Origin of the sequence: uncultured Parasphingorhabdus sp., assembly GCF_963975735.1 — a bacterium.
Lineage (GTDB): Bacteria > Pseudomonadota > Alphaproteobacteria > Sphingomonadales > Sphingomonadaceae > Parasphingorhabdus.
Map to the genome: position 1 here is coordinate 11,962 of NZ_CAXBIA010000023.1, position 22,093 is coordinate 34,054.

Here is a 22,093-nt window from a genome sequence, read left to right on the forward strand (position 1 = left end):
CGATTAATATCGTCACCACCCGATCAGCAATTCAACCGATCAACTGTCCGGATCAGCCGCAGCCAGTTTCGGCGGCATCCGCAAATAGGCGCGTTCGGCATCGCGCAGGTCAAAATGCACAACCCCGCGCCCGAGCAACCGGTTGACGCCGTCCATCCGCGCAAAATTCAGCAACGCGGCCGAGGCAGTTTCTTCGCCTTCCGGCAGAGCCAGCGTCTCGCCGCTGTCAAACTCCAGATCCCAGCGCCGGTTGCCGATCCATGTCGCGCCGGTCACCATCGGGCGCAGCGCCGGTGCGACGTCGAGCAGCGAATCCAGCTGGGTAAATTTCAGATTGGCTTTCTTGCCAACGATTACCGGCAGGGCAGGAATTTTTTCCTTGCTGATTTCTTCCAATGGATAGCCGGTCTTGTCGATCAGCGATAGCTGACCCTGATTTTGCCAGACCGCAACCGGTTCGCGTTCGACTATGTCCACGACCAAAGTATCGGGCAAGCGTCGGGAAATCCGGGCGTCCTTGATCCAGCCATTCGACATCAGATCGTCGCGCACCGCATCGATGTCGACCAGCAGCATCGACCGGTCTTTCTGTGCGAGAGTGATCTCATAGACTTTGAGCTCGTCGATCCGGTTGACGCCGCTGACCTCGACCCGCTTCACTTCAAAGCCGGCGTTGCCGACCGCAGCGGCGACCTCGGTCTTGATCCGTTCGTTGATACCGGAATAATGGGCAACGCTATAGGCGCCAAGAATGAACACTGCCACCAGCCCCCAGGTCAGGCCCTTTTGCACCTGTTCTTCGGTTACCGGCATGGCGCGCAAAATCTTGTCGAAAATCGAGACCTGACGGACCTTGCGTTTCGCCTGTTTGCGCGGCTTGCCCTTGACCTGCCGATTGGTGCGTTTCCGGGTTGCTGTCATAACGCTTCTCTCACAATCAATTCGACCAGTTGCTCATAGCTGATCCCCATCTGCTTCGCCTGTTCGGGGACGAGGCTGAGCGGGGTCATGCCGGGCTGGGTGTTGGTTTCCAGCACGAACAGGCCGGCCGCGCCCTGTTCGTCGTCCCAGCGGAAATCGGTGCGCGAGGTTCCCTTGCAGCCCAGTACCTGATGGGCGCGCAGGGCATAGTCGAGGCATAATTTCTCGATATCTTCGGGGATTTCGGCGGGACAGACGTGCTGGGTCAGCCCCTCTGTATATTTCGCGGCATAGTCGTAAAAACCCTGCGCTGTTTTCAACTCGGTCACGCACAATGCCTTGCCTCCGACAACCGCCGTGGTCAGTTCGCGGCCTTTGATGAAGGGTTCGGCGAGCAGTTCGTCAAATTCCTGCCACGGGCCGCTGACATCACGGCCGATCGGATTGCCATAATTGCTGTCGTCGGTCACGATTGCAACGCCGACGGAAGAGCCTTCGTTGACCGGTTTGAGAACATAAGGGCGAGGAAGCGGGTCGGCTTCGTAGAGGCTCTCACTGGAAACGATGGTACCTGCGGGCATCGGGATGCCGGCGGGGACCAGCTGCTGTTTGGTCAGTTCCTTGTCGATCGCAATGACCGATGTCGCTAGCCCGCTATGGGTGTAAGGAATCTGCATCAGATCGAGCATCCCCTGAACGCTGCCGTCTTCCCCCGGCACGCCGTGCAGGGCGTTGAACACCACATCGGGCCGGATACCGGCCAGCACCTGCGCTACATTGCGGTCCATATCGACACGGGTCACCTGATGGCCGTTTTTTTCCAGCGCATCGGCCACACCATTGCCGCTGCTCAGCGATACTTCGCGTTCGGCAGACCAGCCACCCATCAGGACGGCGACGTGGAGTTTATCTGTCATGCTTCATCTCCCACGCGCTGGATTTCCCATTGTAATTCTACGCCCGAATGGGCTTTGACACGCTTGCGGACTTCGTCGCCGAGCGCTTCGATATCGGCAGAGCTTGCGCCGCCGAGATTTATCAAAAAGTTGCAGTGTTTTTCCGACACCTGCGCCTGCCCGATTTGCAACCCGCGGCAGCCTGCTTCATCGACCAGCTGCCAGGCCTTGTGGCCCTCGGGGTTCTTGAAGGTGGAACCGCCGGTCTTGGAGCGCAGCGGCTGCGAGGCTTCGCGTTCTTCGGCAATACGCTTCATTTCAGCGCCGATAATTTCGGGATCGCCGCTTTCGCCCTGAAAAGTCGCGCTCACGACAATCGCGCCTTCCGGCAAAGCGGAATGGCGATAGGTATAGCCCATATCGGCCAAGGGAATCGCCACCAGATCGCCGTTGCGCAAGATAACATCCGCGCTCACCAATATGTCGCAGACTTCGCGGCCATAAGCCCCGGCGTTCATCCGCACCGCGCCGCCGATAGTACCGGGAATGCCGCGCAGAAATTCCATCCGGGCGATGCCATTGTCACGGGCCTTGCTCGCTGCCGAAATGCCCGGCGCGCCTGCGCCGCAGCGCAACGTCAGCCCGTCCGCTTCGATGCCAGCGAAAGCCTTGCCCAGCCTGATCACGACGCCGTCAATGCCTCCGTCGCGGATGATCAGGTTGGATCCCAGCCCGAGCGGCCAGACCGCTATCGCCGGATCAAGGTCGCGGAGAAACTGTTGCAGATCGTCAATATCCTTGGGTTCGAACAGCCACTCGGCTGCGCCGCCGCTCTTGAACCAGACGAGCGGGGCCAGAGCAGCGCCCTCGGTCAACTTGCCGCGGGTAACAGGCATGGTCGCAACCGCGTTCATTTGCGCGCCTCCGCAATGCCGTCCGCAAGTCCGGCTGCCCATTTGGTGATGTCCCCTGCCCCGAGGCAGATGATCATATCATCCGGCTGCGCCACTTCGGCCAGCCGCGTCGCCAAGGCCTTCTGGTCGGCAACGGTCTCGGCAAGCCGATGGCCGCGCACTCTCAATCCGTCGACCAGAGCATCGCTGTCGATGCCCTCGATAGGGTCTTCACCAGCGACATAGACTGGCGTCACCAGCACCATGTCGGCGTCGTTGAAGGCGCCCTGGAATTCTTCCATATGGTCGCGCAAACGGGTGAAGCGATGCGGCTGGACGACAGCGATCACGCGGCCCTGCGCGCCTTCGCGTGCAGCAGACAGCACGGCCTGGATCTCGACCGGATGGTGGCCATAGTCATCGATGATGGTGATACCGTCAACTTCACCGACCTTGGTAAAGCGCCGTTTTACACCGCCAAAATCATCAAAGCCTTTGGCGATCTGATCGTCGGTCATGCCCATTTCGAGGCCGACGGCGACGGCCGCAATAGCGTTCTGAACGTTGTGGCGGCCCGGCATCGGCAATGTGATATTCTCGATGGTTCTGGTCTCGCCGTCGCGGTCGCGTACGACCACGTCAAAGCGGTTGCCACCGGCGATTGGGGTGACATTGACACCCTTCACATCGGCCTGGGCGGAGAAACCATAAGTGATGATCCTCCGGTCGCGGATGCGGGTCAGCACCGCCTGCACTTCGGGATGGTCGACGCACAGGATCGCCGCGCCGTAAAAGGGTACATTCTCGATAAACTCGACGAAACTGTCCTTGATCTTTTCGAAGCTGCCGTAATGGTCGAGATGCTCGGCATCGATATTGGTGACGACCGCGATCGTGCCATCGAGCCGCAGGAAACTGCCGTCGCTTTCGTCGGCCTCGATCACCATCCACTCGCCGGCACCAAGCCGGGCGTTGGAGCCATATTGGTTGATGATGCCGCCGTTGATCACGGTCGGATCGATACCGCCCGCATCCAGCATCGCCGCAACCATAGAGGTCGTCGTGGTCTTGCCATGGGTCCCGGCAATCGCGATGGTCGATTTGAGCCGCATCAGTTCGGCGAGCATTTCCGCCCGGCGGACCAGAGGTATCCGGCCCGCCAGTGCTGCCTCCACTTCGGGATTGCCGCGCTTGACCGCAGTGGAAGTCACAACCACCGCCGTGCCTTCGACATTTTCTGCATTCTGGCCGATTTTGACATCAATGCCCTTGGCGCGCAGACCGTCAATCACATAGCCTTCGGCAATATCGCTGCCCTGCACCTGATAGCCCATATTGTGCATCACTTCGGCGATGCCCGACATGCCGATGCCGCCGATGCCGACGAAATGGATCGTACCGATATCTGTGCCGACGCCCTTCACTGTGCATCATTCCTTGCCAGTGCTTCCTTGCGCGACGATATCATTTGCTGCTGTTCCTTCTTCACCTTCATGGTCTTTCCCAGAGGCGATGTGCCGATGCTTTCGACCAGATCGGCGAGATCGTTAACCGCTTCCGGCCGACCGCATTTCGCCGCAAAGCGCGCGGCATTTTCCAGCGCGCCGGGTTGCAGCGCCATTTTCTGCATCTGCTTGGCCAGTTCCTTGGCGGTAAAGCGCGACTGCGGGATCGAACGGGCGCCACCGGATGCGACCATTTCTTTGACGTTATAAGTCTGGTGATCATCCATCGCGCTGGGTAGCGGGATAAGGATCGCCGGACGGCCGGCGGTTGTCAGCTCGGCAATCGTCGAGGCCCCTGCCCGGCCAATCACCAGATGCGCCCAGCCGAGACGCTGCGGCAGATCGGGAAGATAGGTCGCCAGCTCCGCCGGGATATCATGTTCCGCATATTTGGCCCGTACCCGCTCGATATCATCCTCGCGGCATTGCTGGGTGATCTGCAGACGGCGGCGCAAATGCATCGGCAGCATGGCCATCGCATCCGGGACAACGTCGGAAAGGATCGAGGCGCCCTGGCTTCCGCCAGTCACCAGCACCCGGAAAATGCCTTCTTCGGACAGTGGCGGATAGGGTTCTTCGCGCAGCGCGACCACTTCCTCGCGCACCGGATTGCCGACCAGATGGACCTTGTCCTGATATTTCGGCTTGATCCGCAGAACATCGGGATAGGCGGTGGCAATAGCATTGACCGAACGCGCCGCGAGCCGGTTCACACGGCCGAGAACAGCATTCTGCTCGTGGACGATCGTCGGGATGTCCCGGCTATTCGCAGCAAGCAAGGCGGGATAGGCGGGATAGCCGCCGAAGCCGACGACGGCCGACGGCTGGAATGTCTCGTAAAGCTGCATCGCCATCCGGCGGCCTTTGAGAATCGCGCGGGTTCCGCCGACCCAGCTGCGCGGATTCTTGGTGATACGACCGGCAGGAAGAACATGGACCTGCCCTTCGTCGACCATGCCGGGAATTTTCTCGCCGCGTGCATCGGTGATCAATGCCACCCGATGGCCTCGCAGGACCAGTTCCCGCGCCAGCGCATAGGCCGGGATCATATGCCCGCCGGTGCCGCCAGCCGCGAGCACATAATGTTTGGAAAAACTCATACCGCTATCCGTCCCTGCTCGGGCCAAGCCGAGCCATATTGTGAACGGTCAAGATACGGGTTCCGTCGGGTAAATGCGAGCAAAAGTCCGATACCGATGCACAAAGCCAATATCGACGAGCCGCCGTAGCTGATCAGCGGCAGGGTCATGCCCTTGGACGGAAACAGCTGAAGGTTCACCGCCATGTTGATCAGCGCCTGTCCGCCAAACTGGGCAGTCAGGCCGGTTACCGCGAGAATGATGAAATTATCCTCTTCGTCGAGCAGACGGAGGAAGACCCGGACGATGATCGCGAGAAAGACCAGCGCGATGGCCATGCAGGCCAGCAGACCGAATTCTTCGCCAATTACTGAGAAAATATAGTCGGTATGCGCCTCGGGCAGCTTGAATTTGGCTGTGCCGAGCCCCGGCCCGGTGCCGAGCAGGCCGCCACCGGTCAATGCCTTGTGCGCGAGCATCACCTGGTCAAATTCGTCGCCGCCGAACAGCCAGGCGTTGATCCGGTGGGTTGCAACGGGATAGAGAAAATAGGCTCCGACCAGCCCGCCGACACTGCCGATACCGACCGCCGCGATCAGACGCGCCGACAGACCGGATACGGTCATCACCGCGAACCAGATACCGCAGATAAGGATAGTCTCGCCAAGATTCGGCTGCATCAGCATCAACACCGCGATAATCCCGGTCAGTACGACGGACAGGGAAATCACCGGCAAGCCGGGGTCCTTGATCCGCAGCGACAGCAGCCATGCCAGTGCGACCGCATAAAGCGGCTTGAGAAATTCGCCGGGCTGGATGGTTGCAAAACCATAGCCGATCCAGCGCTGCGCGCCGTTGACGGATTTTCCGAACACCGGCACGAGGAACAACAAGATGATGGCAGCAACCGCGCCGAGGATCGCGAACCGCCGGGCCTGTTCCTTCGGCAGCATCGAAACCACCAGCATCAGCGGAACACCGACGATCACCCAGCCAAGCTGGCGATAGAAATAATAGAGCGGATCGATCTTGACCGTATCGCTGCTCAGTTTCAGCGCCGTCACCGGCGAAGCTGCGGCAACCGCGATCAACCCGATCGCCACGAGAGTGAGGATCAGTCCGAGCAGAACCCGGTCGAGTTCCCAGAACCAGATCGCAAGCGGCGAACGGTCGCTGCGGCCGAGACGCGACTGCAGTTGAAAGCGCTTCTTTTTGAAGGCTCCGGCAATTTCAGGCGGACTGTTTGAGGCGCTCATTGACTCACCTCACTGGTCGCGGTGCCGATCAGATCATTCTCGATCACCGAATTGACTGCCGTCCGGAAACATTCGCCGCGCGCTTCAAAGTCGCGGAACTGGTCGAAAGATGCGCAGGCCGGCGACAGCAGAACCACTTCGCCGGGCCGGGCGTTGGCGGCCGCCTGCTGCACCGCCGTCAATATCATTTCGCAGGATTCGACCGGAATTTTATCCGCCAGCAATTTTCCGAACATCGGGCCGGCTTCGCCGATCGTGTAGGCTTTCACAACATTCCGGTAGAAAGGCTCGCACTCGGTCAGCGTATCGCTCTTCGGCAGGCCACCGAGAATCCAGTGGATTTTCGGATAGGCACCAAGCGCGGGACCGGTGGAAGCGGGATTGGTTGCCTTGCTGTCGTTGACGAACAACACGCCGCTGGCTTCGGCAACCCGCTCCATACGATGGGCCAGGCCAGTGAATGATTCCAGCGCCGGACGCCATTGGTCTTCGGCAATCCCCAGAGCTTCGACCGTGGCAACCGCGGCAATGACATTTTGCAGATTATGCGGCCCCTGCAGCGATGGCCAATCAGCTTGTCCCGAAATCTCCGCACTGCTGGTGTCTATAATATTCCGAACCCGCCCGAGATCCTGCAATCCGTGCAAAGCCAATTGGGTCTTTTCATCAGAGCTGGCGAAAATGGCTACATGATCCGACCCCAGCATATCGAACAGACGCGCCTTTGAAGCGGCATAGCCGTCAAAGCCGTCATAGCGGTCTAGATGGTCGGGACTGATATTGAGCAGCAGCGCGACATCGCAATCGAGGCTTTGCGTCAGGTCAATCTGGTAGCTGGAAAGTTCAAGGACATAGACGCCGCCCTCGGGCAAGGGTTCCTGCGACAGGATCGGCACGCCGATATTCCCGCCCATCAGGCTCGGCACGCCGGCACTGGCCAATATATGGTGGATCAATGCGGTGGTCGTCGACTTGCCGTTGGTCCCGGTAATGCCGACAACCCGGTGCGGGGGCAAATCGTGGCGGGCATGGGAGAACAGCTCGATATCACCGATGATCGGCACGCCATCGGCAGTTGCCTTTTGCGCAATCGGCTGGCCGTTGAGCGGCACGCCGGGAGACACGACAATCGCGTCATAGCCTGTAAGGTCCGATGCAAGAGGGTCGGCTATCGTCGCTTTGTCGGCCACGCTTTCGCGCAATTCTTCGCGATTGTCCCAGGCCAGCAGTTCCGCTCCGCTTGCATGCAGGCTTTCGAGCGCTGCCATGCCGGAACGGGCCAGTCCAAGTATGGCATAGCGTTTGCCGGCAAAGGCGGAAGAGACGATCATCTCAGCTTCAACGTCGCCAATCCGGCAAGCGCGAGCACCAGACTGATGATCCAGAAGCGTATCACAATGGTGGACTCGGACCAGCCAAGCTGTTCGAAATGATGGTGGATCGGCGCCATGCGAAACACACGGCGGCCGGTACGCTTGAAGAAGAACACCTGGACGATGACCGACACAGCTTCGAGCACGAACAGCCCGCCAACCAGTGCCAGCACGATTTCATGATGGATAGACACCGCAATCGCACCGAGCGCACCGCCGAGTGCGAGACTACCGGTATCACCCATGAACACCGCAGCCGGGGGTGCGTTGAACCAGAGGAAGGCGAGACAGGCGCCGATCACGCACGCGCAGAAGATCGCCAGTTCGCCCGCTCCGCGCACAAAGGGTATGCCGAGATATTCGGAGAAAACGGCGTTACCGGAAAGATAGACGAGAATGAGGAAAGTAGCGCTGGCAATGACGACTGGCATGGTGGCGAGGCCATCAAGCCCGTCGGTCAGATTGACCGCATTGCCCGCTCCGACAATCACGAACATCGCGAAGGGGATGTAGAAATAGCCGAGGTCGATCTGCACATCGTTGAAGAACGGTACATAAAGGCTGGTACCGATCTGCTGGACAATCAGCCATGTGGCAAAACCGGCGATGATGAATTCCAGCAACAGCCGGACCCGGCCCGGAATGCCCTTGTGGCTGGCTTTGCGGACCTTGTCATAATCATCCATGAAGCCGATCGCGCCAAAGCCGAGCGTCACGAAAATACAGGCCCAGACGAACATATTGCTGAGATCCATCCACAACAGCAGCGAAGTCACCACCGAAATCAGGATCATCAGGCCGCCCATGGTCGGCGTGCCCGCCTTTTTGAGATGGGTGATCGGGCCGTCTTCTCGGATCGGCTGCCCCTTGCCCTGCCGCATGCGCAGCATGTTGATGAATTTGGGACCGATCAGAAGACCGATGAACAATGATGTGGATATCGCGGCACCCGAACGAAAACTCAGGTAGCGAAAGACATTGAATATGCCTTCGAATTCAAGCCATTGGGCCAGTAAATAAAACATCAATACTCCCCGTTCACCAACGCAGAAACCGCCGATGACAGCCCCAGATAATTTGACCCCTTGATCAGAATAACGTCCCCGTCGCCGATCAATTTTGCCGCCTCGGCCAACGCCGCCGAAGCGCTCTCGGCATGTGACATTTTCACGCCCTGATCAAGGCTCTGTTCAAGTTTCGCGGCAGTATGTGCCATATCGTCGCCGACCAAGATTATCGCAGCGGCTCCGCAGGGCAAAATGTCGTCAGCCAGCGCGGTATGAAATTGCGCCGACTGGTCACCGAGCTCTCCCATAGCACCGAGAATGAGGATTTTACGGCCAGTGCACGGTTCGACGGTAAAATGTTGCAACGTGGCCTTCATCGACGCCGGATTGGCATTGTAGCTCTCGTCGATAACCAGCGCTTTACCGCCGGATTTCAGCGATATGACATGTCTGCGGCCGCGTCCGTCAATGCCGCTCATTTCGGCAAGCGACAGACCGGCCGAGGCCAGATCACCGCCAACAGCGCGCACGGCAGCAAGAATGGCCAGTGAATTGGACACCCAATGGCGACCGGCTTCGGCGATTGTGAAACAGAGGCTCCGGTCCCCCAGCCTGGCCGTGACCAGCGAGCCGCCCCGGGGTGCGGCAACAACATCAACCGCGCGGACATCGGCGCCATCTTCAAATCCGAAGGAAATCACATGGGCGGCATAGCGCTCTGCCGTCTTCTTCAGCCGCTGGAAATAGGGACTCTCGTGCGGGATGATCGCGGTGCCGCCGGGCATCAGCCCTTCGAATATTTCGGCCTTGGCATCGACAATGCCTTGCTCGCCATTGCGAAAATTCCCGATATGTGCCGGCGCGATAGCGGTGATAATCGCGGCATCGGGTCGCACCAGACGGGTGAGTGCGGACAGTTCATGCGCGTGGTTCATGCCCATTTCGAAAATACCGAATCTCGTGTCTTCCGGCATGCGCGACAGGCTGAGCGGAACCCCGACATGATTATTATAGCTTTTGACCGACCGGTGTGCGTGGCCAAAAGAACAACGGTCGAGCGCCGCAAACAGAGCTTCTTTGGTGCCGGTCTTGCCGACTGACCCCGTTACCCCGATGATCTTGGCATCGGTGCGAAGGCGAGATGCCTTGGCCAGCATATCCAGAGCCTGAACGGTATCGGGCACCAATATATGGGGACCGTCGGCCGGCTCGCTGACAATCGCACCGGCAGCGCCCGCAGCAAACGCCTGTTCGACGTGAAGGTGACCGTCGCTATGTTCACCCTTGAGCGCGACGAACAGATCGCCCGGGCCAATTTCGCGCGAGTCAAAGGCAACGCCGTTGACGGAAAATTCGGTACTCGCCTTGCCGGCTGTCGCTTCCGCTATTGCGGCAGATGTCCATAATGCGGTCATAGCGCCTGCGCTCCGGCGCATTCTCTTGCCACTTCGACATCGTCAAAGGGAATGACACGGTCGCCGACGATCTGGCCCTGTTCATGGCCCTTGCCGGCAAGCAGGACGATATCCTGCGCTCCAGCCATTTCGACCGCCTTGGCGATGGCCGCACGCCGGTCGGCGACATTGTCGGCACCCGTTGCTCCGGCCATGATCTCGGCGCGAATGGCAGCCGGATCTTCACTACGGGGATTGTCGTCGGTGACGATGACATGATCGGACAATTCAACCGCGATCTTGCCCATTTCGGGACGCTTGCCCTTGTCGCGGTCGCCGCCGGCACCGAAAACCGTGATCAACTGTCCGGTGACGTGGGGCCGCAACGCCTCGATCGCGGCGCGCAAAGCATCCGGCGTATGGGCATAGTCGACATAAACCGGCGCGCCGGCGCGGGTGATGGCCGCACGCTCCATCCGGCCGCGCACCGGCTGCACCCGCTGCATATGATCGAGGATATTTTCAAGCTTCCCGCCGCTTGCCAGCACGATGGCGGCCGAGAGCAGGATATTCGCAGCCTGATAGGCTCCGATTAAAGGCAGTGAAATGCGGTGGGTATTGCCGTGCGCCTTGACCATCAGCACCTGGCCCAAATGGGTCGGAGTCTGCGACATCAATTGCAGCGTCGAACCCTTTTTCCCGACCGTCAGAATCTCCAGCCCGCGATCGGTGGCGCGCTTGATCGCCTTGTCCGACCAGGGATCGTCATCGGCCCAGATCACCGCGGTCCCGTCGCTCGCCACAACCTCGTCAAACAGACGCATCTTCGCTTCGAAATAACTGTCCATATCACCATGATAGTCAAGATGGTCGCGGCTCAAATTGGTGAACGCGCCGATCCGGACCGGCAATCCTTCGGTGCGATATTGCGACAGACCATGGCTTGACGCTTCAAAAATCGCGTGGCTGACTCCTTCGCGGGCCAGACCGGACATGTTCGACAGGAAGGTGACAATATCGGGCGTGGTCAGTCCGGTTTTGATCTGGTCATCGGCAGTGGTGACGCCGAGCGTCCCGATCGACGCGCTGCTATAGCCATCCATCCGCCACAGCTGCCGGGTGAGTTCTGCGGTTGACGTCTTGCCGTTGGTTCCGGTTACAGCAGCGACATTGGCCGGTGTCGGCGTAAAATATCGCGCCGCCATCCGGGCAAATAAACGCCGGGGCTCCTCATCCATAATATGCACGAGACCTTCGACCTGCGCGCCGGGACGGGCAACCACCGCAATGGCACCAGCGGCAACCGCCGCTTCGATAAAATCTTCACCGTTGAATTTTGCACCCCGAAAAGCGCCGAATATATTGCCTGGCGCGATCTTGCGGTGATCGATGGCAAAGCCGGTGACCGGCTGTTCACCGGTCTCTCCGTTCAATCCTGGTACCAGACTACTCAATTGCATCATCTTGCTCTTCGGATGTCGCTTTCGGCTTCCAGAGCAGCGGCGTCAACTCGGACACATCGACATCGCGATGTTCATCCGGAATGACACCCAGCATCGGTCCGACGCGCGTGACAAGTTTTCGTACGATGGGCGCTGCGGTCCATCCGGCGGTGCGCTGGAATGACGTTTCCGCGGTGCCCTTCGGCTCGTCGAGCATGGCAATGACGACATAGCGCGGGTTATCCATCGGGAAGGCAGCAGAAAAAGTCGAAACCAGCGACGTTTTGTTATAGCCGCCCTCGGACGGTTTTTCTGCCGAGCCGGTTTTGCCGCCAATCCTGTAACCCGGAGCATCGGCCTTGCGGCCGGTACCGTCCGAAACAATCATCCGTAGCAACTGGCGCATCCGGGCGCTCGTCGCTGCCTTGAATACGCGCCGGCCCTTTGCCTCTTTGCCCGGCTCCACTTTTAATAAAGTGGCCGGACGCCAGATGCCGCCATTGACCATTGCCGCATAGGCGCTGGCGAGATGAAGCGGGGTAACGGCGATACCATGGCCATAAGCCACGGTCATATTGGTAACCCGTCCCCAGTTCCGTGGCCAGAGCGGAAAACCCCTTTCAAACAGTTCGATATGGGGCCGCTCGTCAAAGCCGAGCCGCCGGAACATATTTTCCATGGCTTCCTGACCGAGATTGTCGGCAATCCGGGCGGTAACGATATTGGAACTGTGCACCAGGGTTTCAGGGACGTTCAGATAGCGCCCCTGACTGTGATCGTCCTTGATGGTGAAGCCGCCGACCTTGATCGGCTCCATTGCATTGTAGCGAACAGCCAGATCAGTGACGGTTCCGGCGTCAAGAGCGGCTGCAATGGTCAAGGGCTTGAAGGTCGAGCCCAGTTCGAACACGCTCTGGGTAACCTCGTTATTCTGGTATTTCATCGATGCCCTGCGGATTTTGTTGGGATCGAATAGCGGTAGCGATGCCAGCGCCATCACTTCGCCGGTCTGGACGTCCAGAATTATGCCCGCAGCGCCGCGCGCCTGGGTCATGATCATCGCGTCCTGAAGTTCGCTTTCCATCGCCGCCTGCACCCGGCTGTCGATTGACAATATTGCGGGCGCAGCACGGAGATTCTTGTCGACAAGACGCTCGTTAAGCGCCCGCTCCATGCCCATCACGCCTTTGCCGTCGGCATCGACATAACCGAGCACATGCGCGGCCAGCTCCCGCTGGGGATAGAGGCGTTCGTCCTCGCGGGGAAATTCGATTCCGATTTCACCCAGGGCATGGACCTGCTTGACCTGCTCGGGCAGCGCCCGACGGCGAAGATAGGTGGGGTGCGAGCCATTCAGCTTTTCCAGAAAATCTGCCGCACTCGTATCCGGGAAAATCAATGCCAATTGCCGCGCCAATGTCTCTTTTTCACCGAGCAGCCGGGCCGGGACAACGCGGACGGCATAGCCGCGCATCGTCCGCGCCAGGGCGACGCCGTTGCGGTCGACAATATCGCCGCGCGGCGGAATGAAGGCACTGCTCGATGCGCGATAGGGAGCCGCATCTTCCAGGATCGTGAGGCTGACCAGTCGCCCGACGATGATGGTGAAAGCAGCCAGAAAAACCAGCAGCAATATCATCAGCCGGAAATGCGCGCTGACGGCTATTTCCTTGGCCTTTCCCGAAAACTGCACCTTCTTGCTGTTGGCCAGAAGTGTCGTCATTCGGCCAGGCTTTCGATTTTTTCTGCTATAGCCTTTCGGCCTAGATCGCGGACGAGACCGTCATCCAGCAACTTGTCCTCCAGATGTGCGACCCGGGCCGTCCGGCTCTGCAAGGCGCCCGGTCCGCTGCCGTGACCATTGGTTGTTGCCGCGCTCGCCAGCTGTCCATGACTACCAATAGCGCTGCCATCGGCATTGCGATCCTGCGCCTTGGCAGTGCCGAACACCGAACCGATAATACCGGCAGGCTTTATGCCGTCCATCGAACTGAGCACCGCGACCCGAACCGGCTTGCGCAAGTCTTTGCCACCGAGATTTGCAAGCGCTCTCTCGCCATCCAGATATTGCGCGGCGACCGGTGATGCATAGCCGAATTCAAGCTTGTTCCATTCCTCGAGCTGACGCAGATTGGCGCGCGCGCTGAATTCTGTTTCCAGATAGCGGATGTCTTTCTTGACCTCGACTATCTTGCGATCGGTCCGCGCGAGATCGCTGCGCAGCGTCGCGACGCTGAGTGAAAGCGGATATAATAAGATCGCCACCAGAAAAACCAGCGCGAGCCATCCCATTCCTTCGAGGCGCTTGAATGCCAGCATCAGGACTGACCTCCGGGCGCGTCGGTACGCACCGCTGATCTGAGGGTGGCGGAGCGGGCCCGGGGATTAAGGGCCTGCTCCGCTCCGGCCGGACGCACCGCTTTGGCTGGTTTATGAAAGGTGGGTGCCGGTCGTGTCTCGTTAACCTGGGGTAGATGGCGGGAACCGGCAGACTTCTGTCCGCCGCGGTCGCGTAGAAAATTTTTGACAATGCGGTCTTCGAGACTGTGGAAGCTCACGACAGCCAGACGGCCGCCGGGCCGCAACAATCTTTCTGCCGCGACCAGACCGTCTTCGAGTTCGCCCAATTCACGATTGATATGGATGCGGATTGCCTGAAAGGTCCGCGTTGCCGGATCCTTCTTGTCGCCTGCGCGAAAACCCAGTGCTTTTCTGACCACTTGCGCGAGTTCGGAGGTGCGGGTCAACGGACGTGCTTCGACAATCGCCTTTGCGATCCGCCGCGAACGGCGTTCCTCGCCATAGCGATAGATCACATCGGCGATCACTTCTTCATCCGCTTCATTGAGGAAATCAGCCGCACTCTCGCCATCGCGAGCCATCCGCATATCGAGCGGCCCGTCTTTCTGGAAGGAAAAGCCGCGCTCGGCCTGATCCAGCTGCATCGAGGAAACGCCGATATCAAGCGTGATGCCGTCGATATTCTCGTCGACCAGAACATCGGCCATTTCGGAATAGAGCGCGTGGTGAAGGTGCAGATTGCCATCGGAGCCATCAACCATCGCCTGGCCCGCCGCGATCGCATCGGGATCCTGGTCAAAGGCATGAACGATCGCCCCTGCCTTCAGCATGGCCGCGCTATAGCCGCCGGCTCCGAATGTACCGTCGACATGCGTTTCGCCAGGGGTGATGGCGAGCGCTTCGATCACTTCGTCGAGCAATACGGGGACATGGCGTGCGGCTGCAGCGGGGGTCATTTCTGTTTCCCTCCACTTTTCTGGCCGGCTTCTTTCAGATGATGTTCGACCAGCCGGCGATCGACGGGGACGTCGTCGGTCGTGTCGAGCAATGTCTGCGGGTTCCACAGGCAGAAGGTCGTACCGATGCCGTGGAACAGCACGTTGCCGTCGAGATTGCCGATTTCGCGCAGCTGGGGCGGCAGGATGAAACGGCCGCTGGCGTCAAAGCTGAGGTCCTGCAGCGAGGAAAATTTCCGCGCGCCGGCGGCATCCTTGTCAAAACTGTCGCCGCGCGCAATCGCCGCTTCCCACTGCTTGTCAATTTCGCTGAGCATGTCGGCTTTGCGACTAAGCCCGAAACCGACGAGGCAATCCCATTTTTCATGGGTGCCGAGGCAAAGGGTGCGGCCATCGCTGCTTTCAACCAGGTTTTTACGCAAAAAGGCTGGCACCGACAAACGACCCTTGTCGTCTATCGCCGATATTGCAGAGCCTGAATATGCATATGCACCTGACACAGCGGAAGTCCCTCACCCCGACCGGAGGCAATAGTCTCCCCGCTTCAGAAGCGCGCTTTCCAGCGCCCTTCCGGAAACAACATCCCGGACAGGAAGAATACCCCGATAACAAAACAGGGTTATCAGGGGATGGTCGGGGATGAAAGGGGATTTTACGGGATTTTATGGGTACAGCTAATTAACACATTGAAATATAGTTATTTTATTTTTAACCCTTTTGATTTTCTGGTCGAAGGACCCGCGCTTAGTGTCTGGAAACGCCCAAAATATCCTCATTTCTTGCTGACAATAGAGTCAATATGCTCCTCCACCAGAGAATCGACAAAGCGGACGGCCCCGCTATTCTGCGGCGAGCGACGGGTTGATTCCGGCCAAAATGCCGCATTCAGGAAATCAGCATCGGCGACGATCGAAGCCTGCCCCAGCCCGACCGAACATCGGGCGATAAAATCACCGCTGGCCATTTTGCAGCGCGCATTAGGAGCAGAGCCTGCCGTCATGGGCTGGAGCTTGCCTGCCCCACGGGTAGCGAATGAATAGCTGCCAAAACTAAGGTCGACGGCCTCCGTGCTCCTGTCAGCATCAGCGACCAGTTCCAGCCCCCAGTGCCCGAGCAACGGAGACAGCAAACCGCTGGCCAGAGGCCGCCGCGTGTCGCCAAGAGGCAGTTCGGACGGCCAGACCAGATCCGGATCGGTCAGGATGATGACATCGCCACCCATTCGGACCCAGGCATCGAGAATGGTCAGATCCGCTGGATCCATCGCCCGAGGCTGGGCCAGGATGACGATATCCGGATCATCCTGTTCGAGACTTTCCAGGCTGTCGACCGCCGCCATGTCATATTGGTCCTGCCAGTAACGATAGACGGGTGCCGGCTGCGCACCGCCCGACAATATCGATTCCATCGATGCATTGTCGCCCCATACCAGCGGCAGGCTGGTCATCAACTGAATGCGCGGTCTGGGTTGATTGCTGTCAGGTGGAGAGTCCGCCGCGCTGCATTGCGTCAGTACCAATAGCGCCACCATGGCGGACGGGAGCGTCTGCCAAAAGCCCGCCAACTATTCCCGCTCCCGGTCCATCGGCGCATCCAGATTCGGATCGGGCTTCAAATCGGGGACGGTCTGTCCCGGAAGATTTGCAGAAGGCAAACGCACATCCGCTTTCCCGCCTCCGGTTGCCGGAGCCGGAGTGAGACCCAGTTCAGCCAGCGGTTCGGCCGGTTTTTCTTCCGGTTTGCTGGCAAGCGGAGCAGTTCTCCCTGCGCCTTCGCCCTGCATTTCCTCGAGCACCGTCTGTTCGTGGCTGGCCCGCTGGATCACGAAATTGGCGATACTGACCAGCAACAGCACCGCTGCCAGACCAATCACACCCACCTGGATGCGCTGCATCGTGTCCTGACGACCGGAAGTTTGCGCCTTCTTATCCATCATTGTCGAGCCACGGGAATACCGGCAACCCCTTTTCTCTGAGCCATGCGGCATTGTAGAGCGATGACAGATAACGGAAGCCCGTGTCGCACAATATGGTCGCAACCCGGCTGCCCGGCCCCAGTTCCTTGCCGAGAGCGATTGCGCCGGCAACATTGATGCCCGACGACATGCCGAGGCAGAGCCCTTCGTCCATCAGCAGCCGTTCGACCCAGACCAGCGCTTCCTCGTCGGAAATGCGATATTGCCTGTCAACCGGCGCGTCTTCCAGATTACCAGTGATCCGGCCCTGGCCAATGCCTTCGGCAACGCTGCTGCCTTCGGACTTCAGCTCGCCATGGGCATAATATTCGTAAAGCGCCGCACCATGCGGGTCGGACAGGGCGATGGTGACATTTTCATCCTTCGCCTTCAGCCCCATGCCGACACCAGCCAACGTGCCGCCAGTGCCGACTGCACAGGTAAAGCCGTCGATCTTGCCATCCATCTGGTCCCAGATTTCCTCGGCGGTGGTCTCGATATGGGCGCGGCGGTTGGCGACATTGTCAAACTGGTTGGCCCAGACCGCGCCTTCGGTTTCTTCCGCAATCCGGCGCGATTGATGGACGAAATGGCACTGGCTCGAATAAGGCGCAGCCGGCACTGTGATCAACTCCGCACCAAGCGCGCGCAGCGTATCCATTTTTTCCCGGCTCTGGGTTTCCGGCATGACGATGGTCGATTTATAGCCTTTGGCATTGGCGACCAAGGCGATACCGATGCCGGTATTGCCTGCAGTCCCCTCCACAATCCGTCCGCCGGGCTTCAGCAAACCGCGTTCCTCGGCATCCTGAATGATATAGAGAGCGGCACGGTCCTTGACCGAGGCACCGGGATTGGCAAATTCGCACTTGCCGTAAATGTCGCAACCGGCTGCTTCGCTAGGTCCCGAGAGACGGACAAGCGGCGTATTGCCGATCAGTTCGAGTGTGTTTGGAATGATGCTCATAGACCAATACATAGTGCGCGGGATTTCGCGCCGCAAGCTTGAAGCCTTTTCAGGGTCGATAGCATGGCTTTAGTCGCCCGCACATCTCGCCTGCCCCCGTGAAAATTGTTCGTGCGCCGCGGAAGTTTATCATGCTAGGCGAAAGGCAACTTCCGACAAAGAATAAGGATAAGAGGATCATGGTCGAGAAAAAATATGAATGTTTCGATGTCGAAATAGACAATGGCGTCGCGCATATCCGGATGAACCGCCCGGAAAAACTCAACAGCATGAACCGGGCTTTCTGGAATGATCTGCCGGAGATTGTCGAAGACATCGATATCAACGCGCGCGCACGAGTCATCGTGATCAGCTCGACCGGCAAGCATTTCTCCGCCGGCATGGATCTTTCGGTTTTCGCACCGCAACCCGACAGCAAAATCGATGGCGCGGACAAACATGTGCTCGCGGAGATGTTCCGTTCCAATGTCAAACGTATCCAGCATACTTTCAACGCGCTGGAAGAAGCCCGCATTCCCATATTGTTCGCGCTGCACGGCGGCGTCATCGGCGGCGCGATCGACATGATCAGTGCGGGCGACATCCGCTGGTGCAGCAAGGATGCGATATTCTGCATTCAGGAAACCAATATCGGCATGACAGCCGATGTCGGCACCTTCCCGCGCCTGCAGCGCTATATTCCCGAGGGCTGGGTCAAGGAAATGGCCTATACCGGCCGCCGCATTGATGCCGCCAAGGCGAAAGAAATCGGTCTGGTCAACGATGTGTTCGAAACGCAGGAAGAATGCCTCGCCTATGTCATGGCTACCGCGAAAGAAATCGCGTCCAAATCGCCGCTGGCGGTGACCGGCTGCAAGGTCCTGATCAACTATGGCCGCGACCATAATACCGCCGACACGCTCGACTATATCGGCGTCTGGAACGCCGGCATGTTCCCGCCATCTCATATCCAGGAAGCGGTCGCTGCCATGGGTGAGAAGCGCGAGCCGGACTTTCCGGACCTGTTGCCACTAAGAACAACCGCACTCTAGTTTCGCGCGCGATCCATCGATGATAAATTTTGTCTATGCCCTGATCCCGGTGGTCCTGATCACCGCATTGGGCTGGTTGCTGGCGCACAGGAATTTCCTTCCCGCCGACGGCTGGCGCGCGATCGAACGACTGGTCTATTTCATATTTTTCCCGGCCCTGATCATCAATGTGCTGGCCAGCGCTTCTTTTGAGATTGTCCCATGGGCAATGGTGCTGGTGCTGGTTGGTTCGCAATTTGCGCTCGCAGCAATGGGATTGCTTGCTAGACGGGCCGATGACGGGCCGCGAAAGGGCTCGATCATCCAGTCCAACGTCCGCTGGAACACGTTCGTCGGCCTGTCCATCGCCAGCGCGCTGTTCGGCGAACCGGGACTTGCGCTGATGGCGATTGCGGTCGCGGTCCTGACACCTACGGCAAATGTCATTTCGGTGCTGGCATTGACCCATTTCGCCGAAGATAATGGGACCAAAAAACCGCATGTAGTGATGGATATGATCCGCAATCCGCTGATCATCGGTTGCGCGATCGGCATCGCGCTCAATCTGCTGGGCATTGCTCCCACCGGGATTGCCGAAAAAACGCTCGACATATTGGGTCAGGCCACGCTGGCGCTCGGCCTGCTCGTGGTCGGCGCGGCGGTTGATCTGGAGGCTTTCAAACGGGCGGGGCACACCACTTTGACTTGGTCAGCCGTGCGCCTGCTCGGCTTGCCGCTGGTGGCACTGGCGGCGGGGCTTTTGCTCAACCTCGCGCCGGACAGTCTTGCGATTGTCATGATCGCCGCCGCAACGCCAACCGCCAGCAGCGGCTATATATTGGCGCGGCAACTGGGTGGTGATGCCACCTTATCCGCCAATCTGGTCGCCGTGCAGACGGTCTTTTCAGTGCTGTCCATGCCGGCGATTTACGCGCTCTATCTGCTTACCCAGTCCTGAAAAACCCGCCTTACTACACTTTAGCTGAGGTCGAATTTCTCCGGCACCAGTTTCGCTAGGATTTTGTCGCAACCCGCATTGTTGCGCTGAAAGCAGTCATGCGCCTTCATCGCTTCGAAATGCGCGACCAGCACCGGCCAGCGGGATTTGTCGGGCAGACCGGCCAGCATTTCGGTCTGGGCAATCTGTGCGGCGACGGATATATCGGCAATGGTGATACTATCGCCGATAAAATGGGCGCGGCCATCGAGATATTGCTCGAGATAATCCCACAGTGGCGGCAGTTTTTCATTCCAGGTCGTGCGCGCCGTTTCAAGATCGGGTGCCTTGCGCTGGAAAATATTGAAGATGATCGGACGGAACAGTCCCAGGCCTCCGGTCATCGCCAGTCCGGTATCGGCATATTCCTCCAGCCACAGCGCCCGGCCATGGTCAAACGCATCGGCGGGATAGACCGCCGGTTCCGGCTGCCGTTTCTCCAGATAACCGCAAATCGCCGAGCTGTCGGTGATCGTTCCGGCGGGACCGTCCTCGGCAATGTCCCGGTCGCGCAATGACGGGATGCGACCGAGCGGACTGATTTCCTTGTACCAGTCCGGCATGCCCATGACGTTGACGTCCTCGCAATCATAATCGAGCCCTTTGAGCGCCATCACCGCCTCCACCTTGCGCTGGAAGGGAGACAGAGGCGAGCCGTAGAGGACGAGGGATGCGGTCATGGGTGTGTATCTCCTGATGTTTGGAAGTTCTTTGCCGGATTGATCGGAGAATGGAAACCCCTCTCCCGTGAGGAAGAGGGTTGCGCAGTCTTGGCAGCTTGCGGCCTAGGCGTAGCTGGGTGAGGGTGCTCATCCGAAGCGCAGTACGCCCTCACCCAACGTCGTTACTTGTTTCAGGAATATTCAATCCCGACTGCATCCGCAGCCCGCTTCGCCAGCTTCCTCGCCGCATCCGTGTCCGCCCCCGTAGCCAGAGCAACCCCCATCCGCCGGTAAGGCCGCGTCACTGGCTTGCCGAATATCCGCACGTCCGTTTCCGCGCCTTCGCGGCCCAGCGCCAAAGCTTCTGCGACACCGGTAAATTCAAACTGCTCGCTGTCCCGGTCCGCCAGGATTACCGCGCTGGCGCTGGCTGGTGCAGTCAGGGCGATGTGCGGAATGGGAAGCCCCATGATCGCGCGGGCGTGGAGGTCGAACTCGCTGAGATTCTGGCCGATCGAGGTGACCATGCCGGTATCGTGCGGCCGCGGGCTGAGTTCGGAGAAGATGACTTCACCCTGTTTCGTAACGAAAAACTCGACCCCGAACAGGCCCCAGCCCTTGCCGTCGCCGCCGAGGTTTTCGACGACCTTGCGCGCCATATCCTGCGCAGTGGCTAGCGCCGCCTCCGTCATTGCTGCCGGCTGCCAACTTTCCTGATAGTCGCCGCGCTCCTGCCTGTGGCCGATTGGCGGGCAGAAGAGCACGCCGTCGCGGGTGCGGACGGTCAGCAGAGTGATCTCGTAATCAAAATCGATAAATTGCTCGACAATCACCCGCGCCCGGTCGCCACGCATATTGGCGACGGCATAGTCCCACGCCTCTTCGAGCTTCTCGGCGCTATCCACCTTGCTCTGCCCCTTGCCGGAGGAAGACATGACCGGTTTGATCACCAGCGGATATCCGATATCCGCTGCCGCGCTGGCGACTTCGGCAAAGCTTTCGGCATAATGGTAGCGCGAGGTGGTCAGGCCCAGTTCCTTGGCCGCGACATCGCGGATCGCGTCGCGGTTCATTGTCAGCTGGGTGGCGCGCGCCGACGGGACGACGTGGAAACCCTCGGCCTCCATATCGGCGAGTATTTCGGTGCGGATCGCCTCGACCTCGGGGACGATTAGGTCGGGCTGATGTTTTTCGATTGCCGCGCGCAATTTCTCGCCGTCGAGCATCGAGAAAATTTCGCGGACGTCTGCCACCTGCATGGCGGGGGCATCGTCATAGGAGTCGCAGGCGATGACATAGGCGCCGAGCCGCTTGGCCGAGATGGTGAATTCACGGCCGAGTTCGCCAGAGCCGAGGAGGAGGATTTTTTTGGTGTGAGTCATCGGGTGACTATGTTGGGATAGGCTGAAGGGCGCAAGCCACAATATTTCCTCCCCGTTGCGCAGCAATGGGGAGGTGGCAGCCGGAACGGCTGACGGAG

Annotated in this window: 21 protein-coding genes; 2 read left to right on the forward strand and 19 right to left on the reverse strand. The window is 59.2% G+C overall.

Annotated elements, in window-relative coordinates; genetic code table 11:
* Window positions 1-39: 39 nt before the first annotated feature.
* The 17 genes from AACZ86_RS15635 to AACZ86_RS15715 all read right to left on the reverse strand — a co-directional run bounded on the left by AACZ86_RS15635 (window position 40) and on the right by AACZ86_RS15715 (window position 17,944).
* A complete protein-coding gene (locus AACZ86_RS15635; RefSeq protein ID WP_339694290.1) occupies window positions 40-921 on the reverse strand; it encodes an FtsQ-type POTRA domain-containing protein in 882 nt (293 codons plus the stop codon).
* A complete protein-coding gene (locus AACZ86_RS15640) occupies window positions 918-1,838 on the reverse strand; it encodes a D-alanine--D-alanine ligase (RefSeq protein WP_339694292.1) in 921 nt (306 codons plus the stop codon). The genes AACZ86_RS15635 and AACZ86_RS15640 overlap by 4 nt, the downstream gene beginning before the upstream one ends.
* On the reverse strand, window positions 1,835-2,731 hold the full coding sequence (murB, locus tag AACZ86_RS15645) for a UDP-N-acetylmuramate dehydrogenase (protein WP_339694295.1): 897 nt from the start codon (window positions 2,729-2,731) through the stop codon (window positions 1,835-1,837). The genes AACZ86_RS15640 and murB overlap by 4 nt, the downstream gene beginning before the upstream one ends.
* The gene (gene murC / locus AACZ86_RS15650) at window positions 2,728-4,134 is read right to left on the reverse strand and encodes a UDP-N-acetylmuramate--L-alanine ligase (RefSeq protein WP_339694297.1); all 1,407 of its coding nucleotides are present in this window, start codon (window positions 4,132-4,134) and stop codon (window positions 2,728-2,730) included. Before murC ends, murB begins: the two co-directional genes overlap by 4 nt.
* Window positions 4,131-5,315: an undecaprenyldiphospho-muramoylpentapeptide beta-N-acetylglucosaminyltransferase gene (murG, locus tag AACZ86_RS15655; RefSeq protein WP_339694300.1), complete on the reverse strand. Its 1,185-nt coding sequence runs from the start codon at window positions 5,313-5,315 to the stop codon at window positions 4,131-4,133. Before murG ends, murC begins: the two co-directional genes overlap by 4 nt.
* Complete coding sequence (locus AACZ86_RS15660) at window positions 5,312-6,550, reverse strand: putative peptidoglycan glycosyltransferase FtsW (RefSeq protein ID WP_339694303.1); 1,239 nt, start codon at window positions 6,548-6,550, stop codon at window positions 5,312-5,314. The genes murG and AACZ86_RS15660 overlap by 4 nt, the downstream gene beginning before the upstream one ends.
* Window positions 6,547-7,881: a UDP-N-acetylmuramoyl-L-alanine--D-glutamate ligase gene (gene murD, locus AACZ86_RS15665; protein WP_339694306.1), complete on the reverse strand. Its 1,335-nt coding sequence runs from the start codon at window positions 7,879-7,881 to the stop codon at window positions 6,547-6,549. The genes AACZ86_RS15660 and murD overlap by 4 nt, the downstream gene beginning before the upstream one ends.
* Window positions 7,878-8,948 (reverse strand): phospho-N-acetylmuramoyl-pentapeptide-transferase, encoded by a 1,071-nt coding sequence (gene mraY, locus AACZ86_RS15670; RefSeq protein ID WP_339694309.1) that lies wholly within the window; start codon window positions 8,946-8,948, stop codon window positions 7,878-7,880. Before mraY ends, murD begins: the two co-directional genes overlap by 4 nt.
* Entirely contained in the window at window positions 8,948-10,345 is a 1,398-nt protein-coding gene (gene murF / locus AACZ86_RS15675) for a UDP-N-acetylmuramoyl-tripeptide--D-alanyl-D-alanine ligase (protein WP_339694312.1), read from the reverse strand. Before murF ends, mraY begins: the two co-directional genes overlap by 1 nt.
* Window positions 10,342-11,784 carry a UDP-N-acetylmuramoyl-L-alanyl-D-glutamate--2,6-diaminopimelate ligase gene (locus AACZ86_RS15680; RefSeq protein WP_339694351.1) on the reverse strand — a complete coding sequence of 481 codons (1,443 nt, stop codon included), beginning with the start codon at window positions 11,782-11,784 and terminating at the stop codon, window positions 10,342-10,344. Before AACZ86_RS15680 ends, murF begins: the two co-directional genes overlap by 4 nt.
* Window positions 11,771-13,489 carry a penicillin-binding protein 2 gene (locus AACZ86_RS15685; RefSeq protein WP_339694315.1) on the reverse strand — a complete coding sequence of 573 codons (1,719 nt, stop codon included), beginning with the start codon at window positions 13,487-13,489 and terminating at the stop codon, window positions 11,771-11,773. Before AACZ86_RS15685 ends, AACZ86_RS15680 begins: the two co-directional genes overlap by 14 nt.
* Entirely contained in the window at window positions 13,486-14,085 is a 600-nt protein-coding gene (locus AACZ86_RS15690; RefSeq protein ID WP_339694320.1) for a colicin transporter, read from the reverse strand. The genes AACZ86_RS15685 and AACZ86_RS15690 overlap by 4 nt, the downstream gene beginning before the upstream one ends.
* Complete coding sequence (rsmH, locus tag AACZ86_RS15695; protein WP_339694327.1) at window positions 14,085-15,023, reverse strand: 16S rRNA (cytosine(1402)-N(4))-methyltransferase RsmH; 939 nt, start codon at window positions 15,021-15,023, stop codon at window positions 14,085-14,087. Before rsmH ends, AACZ86_RS15690 begins: the two co-directional genes overlap by 1 nt.
* Window positions 15,020-15,445, reverse strand: coding sequence for a hypothetical protein (locus AACZ86_RS15700; RefSeq protein ID WP_339694330.1), 426 nt, complete (start codon window positions 15,443-15,445; stop codon window positions 15,020-15,022). The genes rsmH and AACZ86_RS15700 overlap by 4 nt, the downstream gene beginning before the upstream one ends.
* A 350-nt stretch (window positions 15,446-15,795) precedes the next feature.
* Entirely contained in the window at window positions 15,796-16,470 is a 675-nt protein-coding gene (locus AACZ86_RS15705) for a hypothetical protein (RefSeq protein WP_339694334.1), read from the reverse strand.
* A 117-nt stretch (window positions 16,471-16,587) separates the two neighbouring features.
* The gene (locus AACZ86_RS15710; RefSeq protein WP_339694337.1) at window positions 16,588-16,959 is read right to left on the reverse strand and encodes a hypothetical protein; all 372 of its coding nucleotides are present in this window, start codon (window positions 16,957-16,959) and stop codon (window positions 16,588-16,590) included.
* Window positions 16,949-17,944, reverse strand: a complete 996-nt coding sequence (locus AACZ86_RS15715; RefSeq protein WP_339694340.1) for a cysteine synthase A — start codon at window positions 17,942-17,944, stop codon at window positions 16,949-16,951. The genes AACZ86_RS15710 and AACZ86_RS15715 overlap by 11 nt, the downstream gene beginning before the upstream one ends.
* A 179-nt stretch (window positions 17,945-18,123) precedes the next feature.
* Between AACZ86_RS15715 and AACZ86_RS15720 the strand changes: the two genes are divergently transcribed.
* Window positions 18,124-18,975, forward strand: a complete 852-nt coding sequence (locus AACZ86_RS15720; RefSeq protein ID WP_339694342.1) for a crotonase/enoyl-CoA hydratase family protein — start codon at window positions 18,124-18,126, stop codon at window positions 18,973-18,975.
* Between the two features lie 19 nt (window positions 18,976-18,994).
* Entirely contained in the window at window positions 18,995-19,912 is a 918-nt protein-coding gene (locus tag AACZ86_RS15725; protein WP_339694345.1) for an AEC family transporter, read from the forward strand.
* Between the two features lie 20 nt (window positions 19,913-19,932).
* Here the strand turns inward: AACZ86_RS15725 and AACZ86_RS15730 are convergent, their stop codons facing one another.
* On the reverse strand, window positions 19,933-20,631 hold the full coding sequence (locus AACZ86_RS15730) for a glutathione S-transferase family protein (protein ID WP_339694348.1): 699 nt from the start codon (window positions 20,629-20,631) through the stop codon (window positions 19,933-19,935).
* 173 nt (window positions 20,632-20,804) lie between these two features.
* Complete coding sequence (gene purT / locus AACZ86_RS15735) at window positions 20,805-21,995, reverse strand: formate-dependent phosphoribosylglycinamide formyltransferase (protein ID WP_339694354.1); 1,191 nt, start codon at window positions 21,993-21,995, stop codon at window positions 20,805-20,807.
* Between the last annotated feature and the right edge of the window lie 98 nt (window positions 21,996-22,093).

What these genes read in the sequence shown, in the direction of transcription:
- AACZ86_RS15635 (WP_339694290.1), bottom strand. Translation starts at nt 921, where the DNA reads ATGACAGCAACCCGGAAACGCACCAATCGGCAGGTCAAGGGCAAGCCG.
- AACZ86_RS15640 (WP_339694292.1), bottom strand. Translation starts at nt 1,838, where the DNA reads ATGACAGATAAACTCCACGTCGCCGTCCTGATGGGTGGCTGGTCTGCC.
- murB (WP_339694295.1), bottom strand. Translation starts at nt 2,731, where the DNA reads ATGAACGCGGTTGCGACCATGCCTGTTACCCGCGGCAAGTTGACCGAG.
- murG (WP_339694300.1), bottom strand. Translation starts at nt 5,315, where the DNA reads ATGAGTTTTTCCAAACATTATGTGCTCGCGGCTGGCGGCACCGGCGGG.
- AACZ86_RS15660 (WP_339694303.1), bottom strand. Translation starts at nt 6,550, where the DNA reads ATGAGCGCCTCAAACAGTCCGCCTGAAATTGCCGGAGCCTTCAAAAAG.
- murD (WP_339694306.1), bottom strand. Translation starts at nt 7,881, where the DNA reads ATGATCGTCTCTTCCGCCTTTGCCGGCAAACGCTATGCCATACTTGGA.
- mraY (WP_339694309.1), bottom strand. Translation starts at nt 8,948, where the DNA reads ATGTTTTATTTACTGGCCCAATGGCTTGAATTCGAAGGCATATTCAAT.
- murF (WP_339694312.1), bottom strand. Translation starts at nt 10,345, where the DNA reads ATGACCGCATTATGGACATCTGCCGCAATAGCGGAAGCGACAGCCGGC.
- AACZ86_RS15680 (WP_339694351.1), bottom strand. Translation starts at nt 11,784, where the DNA reads ATGCAATTGAGTAGTCTGGTACCAGGATTGAACGGAGAGACCGGTGAA.
- AACZ86_RS15685 (WP_339694315.1), bottom strand. Translation starts at nt 13,489, where the DNA reads ATGACGACACTTCTGGCCAACAGCAAGAAGGTGCAGTTTTCGGGAAAG.
- AACZ86_RS15690 (WP_339694320.1), bottom strand. Translation starts at nt 14,085, where the DNA reads ATGCTGGCATTCAAGCGCCTCGAAGGAATGGGATGGCTCGCGCTGGTT.
- rsmH (WP_339694327.1), bottom strand. Translation starts at nt 15,023, where the DNA reads ATGACCCCCGCTGCAGCCGCACGCCATGTCCCCGTATTGCTCGACGAA.
- AACZ86_RS15705 (WP_339694334.1), bottom strand. Translation starts at nt 16,470, where the DNA reads ATGACCAGCCTGCCGCTGGTATGGGGCGACAATGCATCGATGGAATCG.
- AACZ86_RS15710 (WP_339694337.1), bottom strand. Translation starts at nt 16,959, where the DNA reads ATGATGGATAAGAAGGCGCAAACTTCCGGTCGTCAGGACACGATGCAG.
- AACZ86_RS15715 (WP_339694340.1), bottom strand. Translation starts at nt 17,944, where the DNA reads ATGAGCATCATTCCAAACACACTCGAACTGATCGGCAATACGCCGCTT.
- AACZ86_RS15720 (WP_339694342.1), top strand. Translation starts at nt 18,124, where the DNA reads ATGGTCGAGAAAAAATATGAATGTTTCGATGTCGAAATAGACAATGGC.
- AACZ86_RS15725 (WP_339694345.1), top strand. Translation starts at nt 18,995, where the DNA reads ATGATAAATTTTGTCTATGCCCTGATCCCGGTGGTCCTGATCACCGCA.
- AACZ86_RS15730 (WP_339694348.1), bottom strand. Translation starts at nt 20,631, where the DNA reads ATGACCGCATCCCTCGTCCTCTACGGCTCGCCTCTGTCTCCCTTCCAG.
- purT (WP_339694354.1), bottom strand. Translation starts at nt 21,995, where the DNA reads ATGACTCACACCAAAAAAATCCTCCTCCTCGGCTCTGGCGAACTCGGC.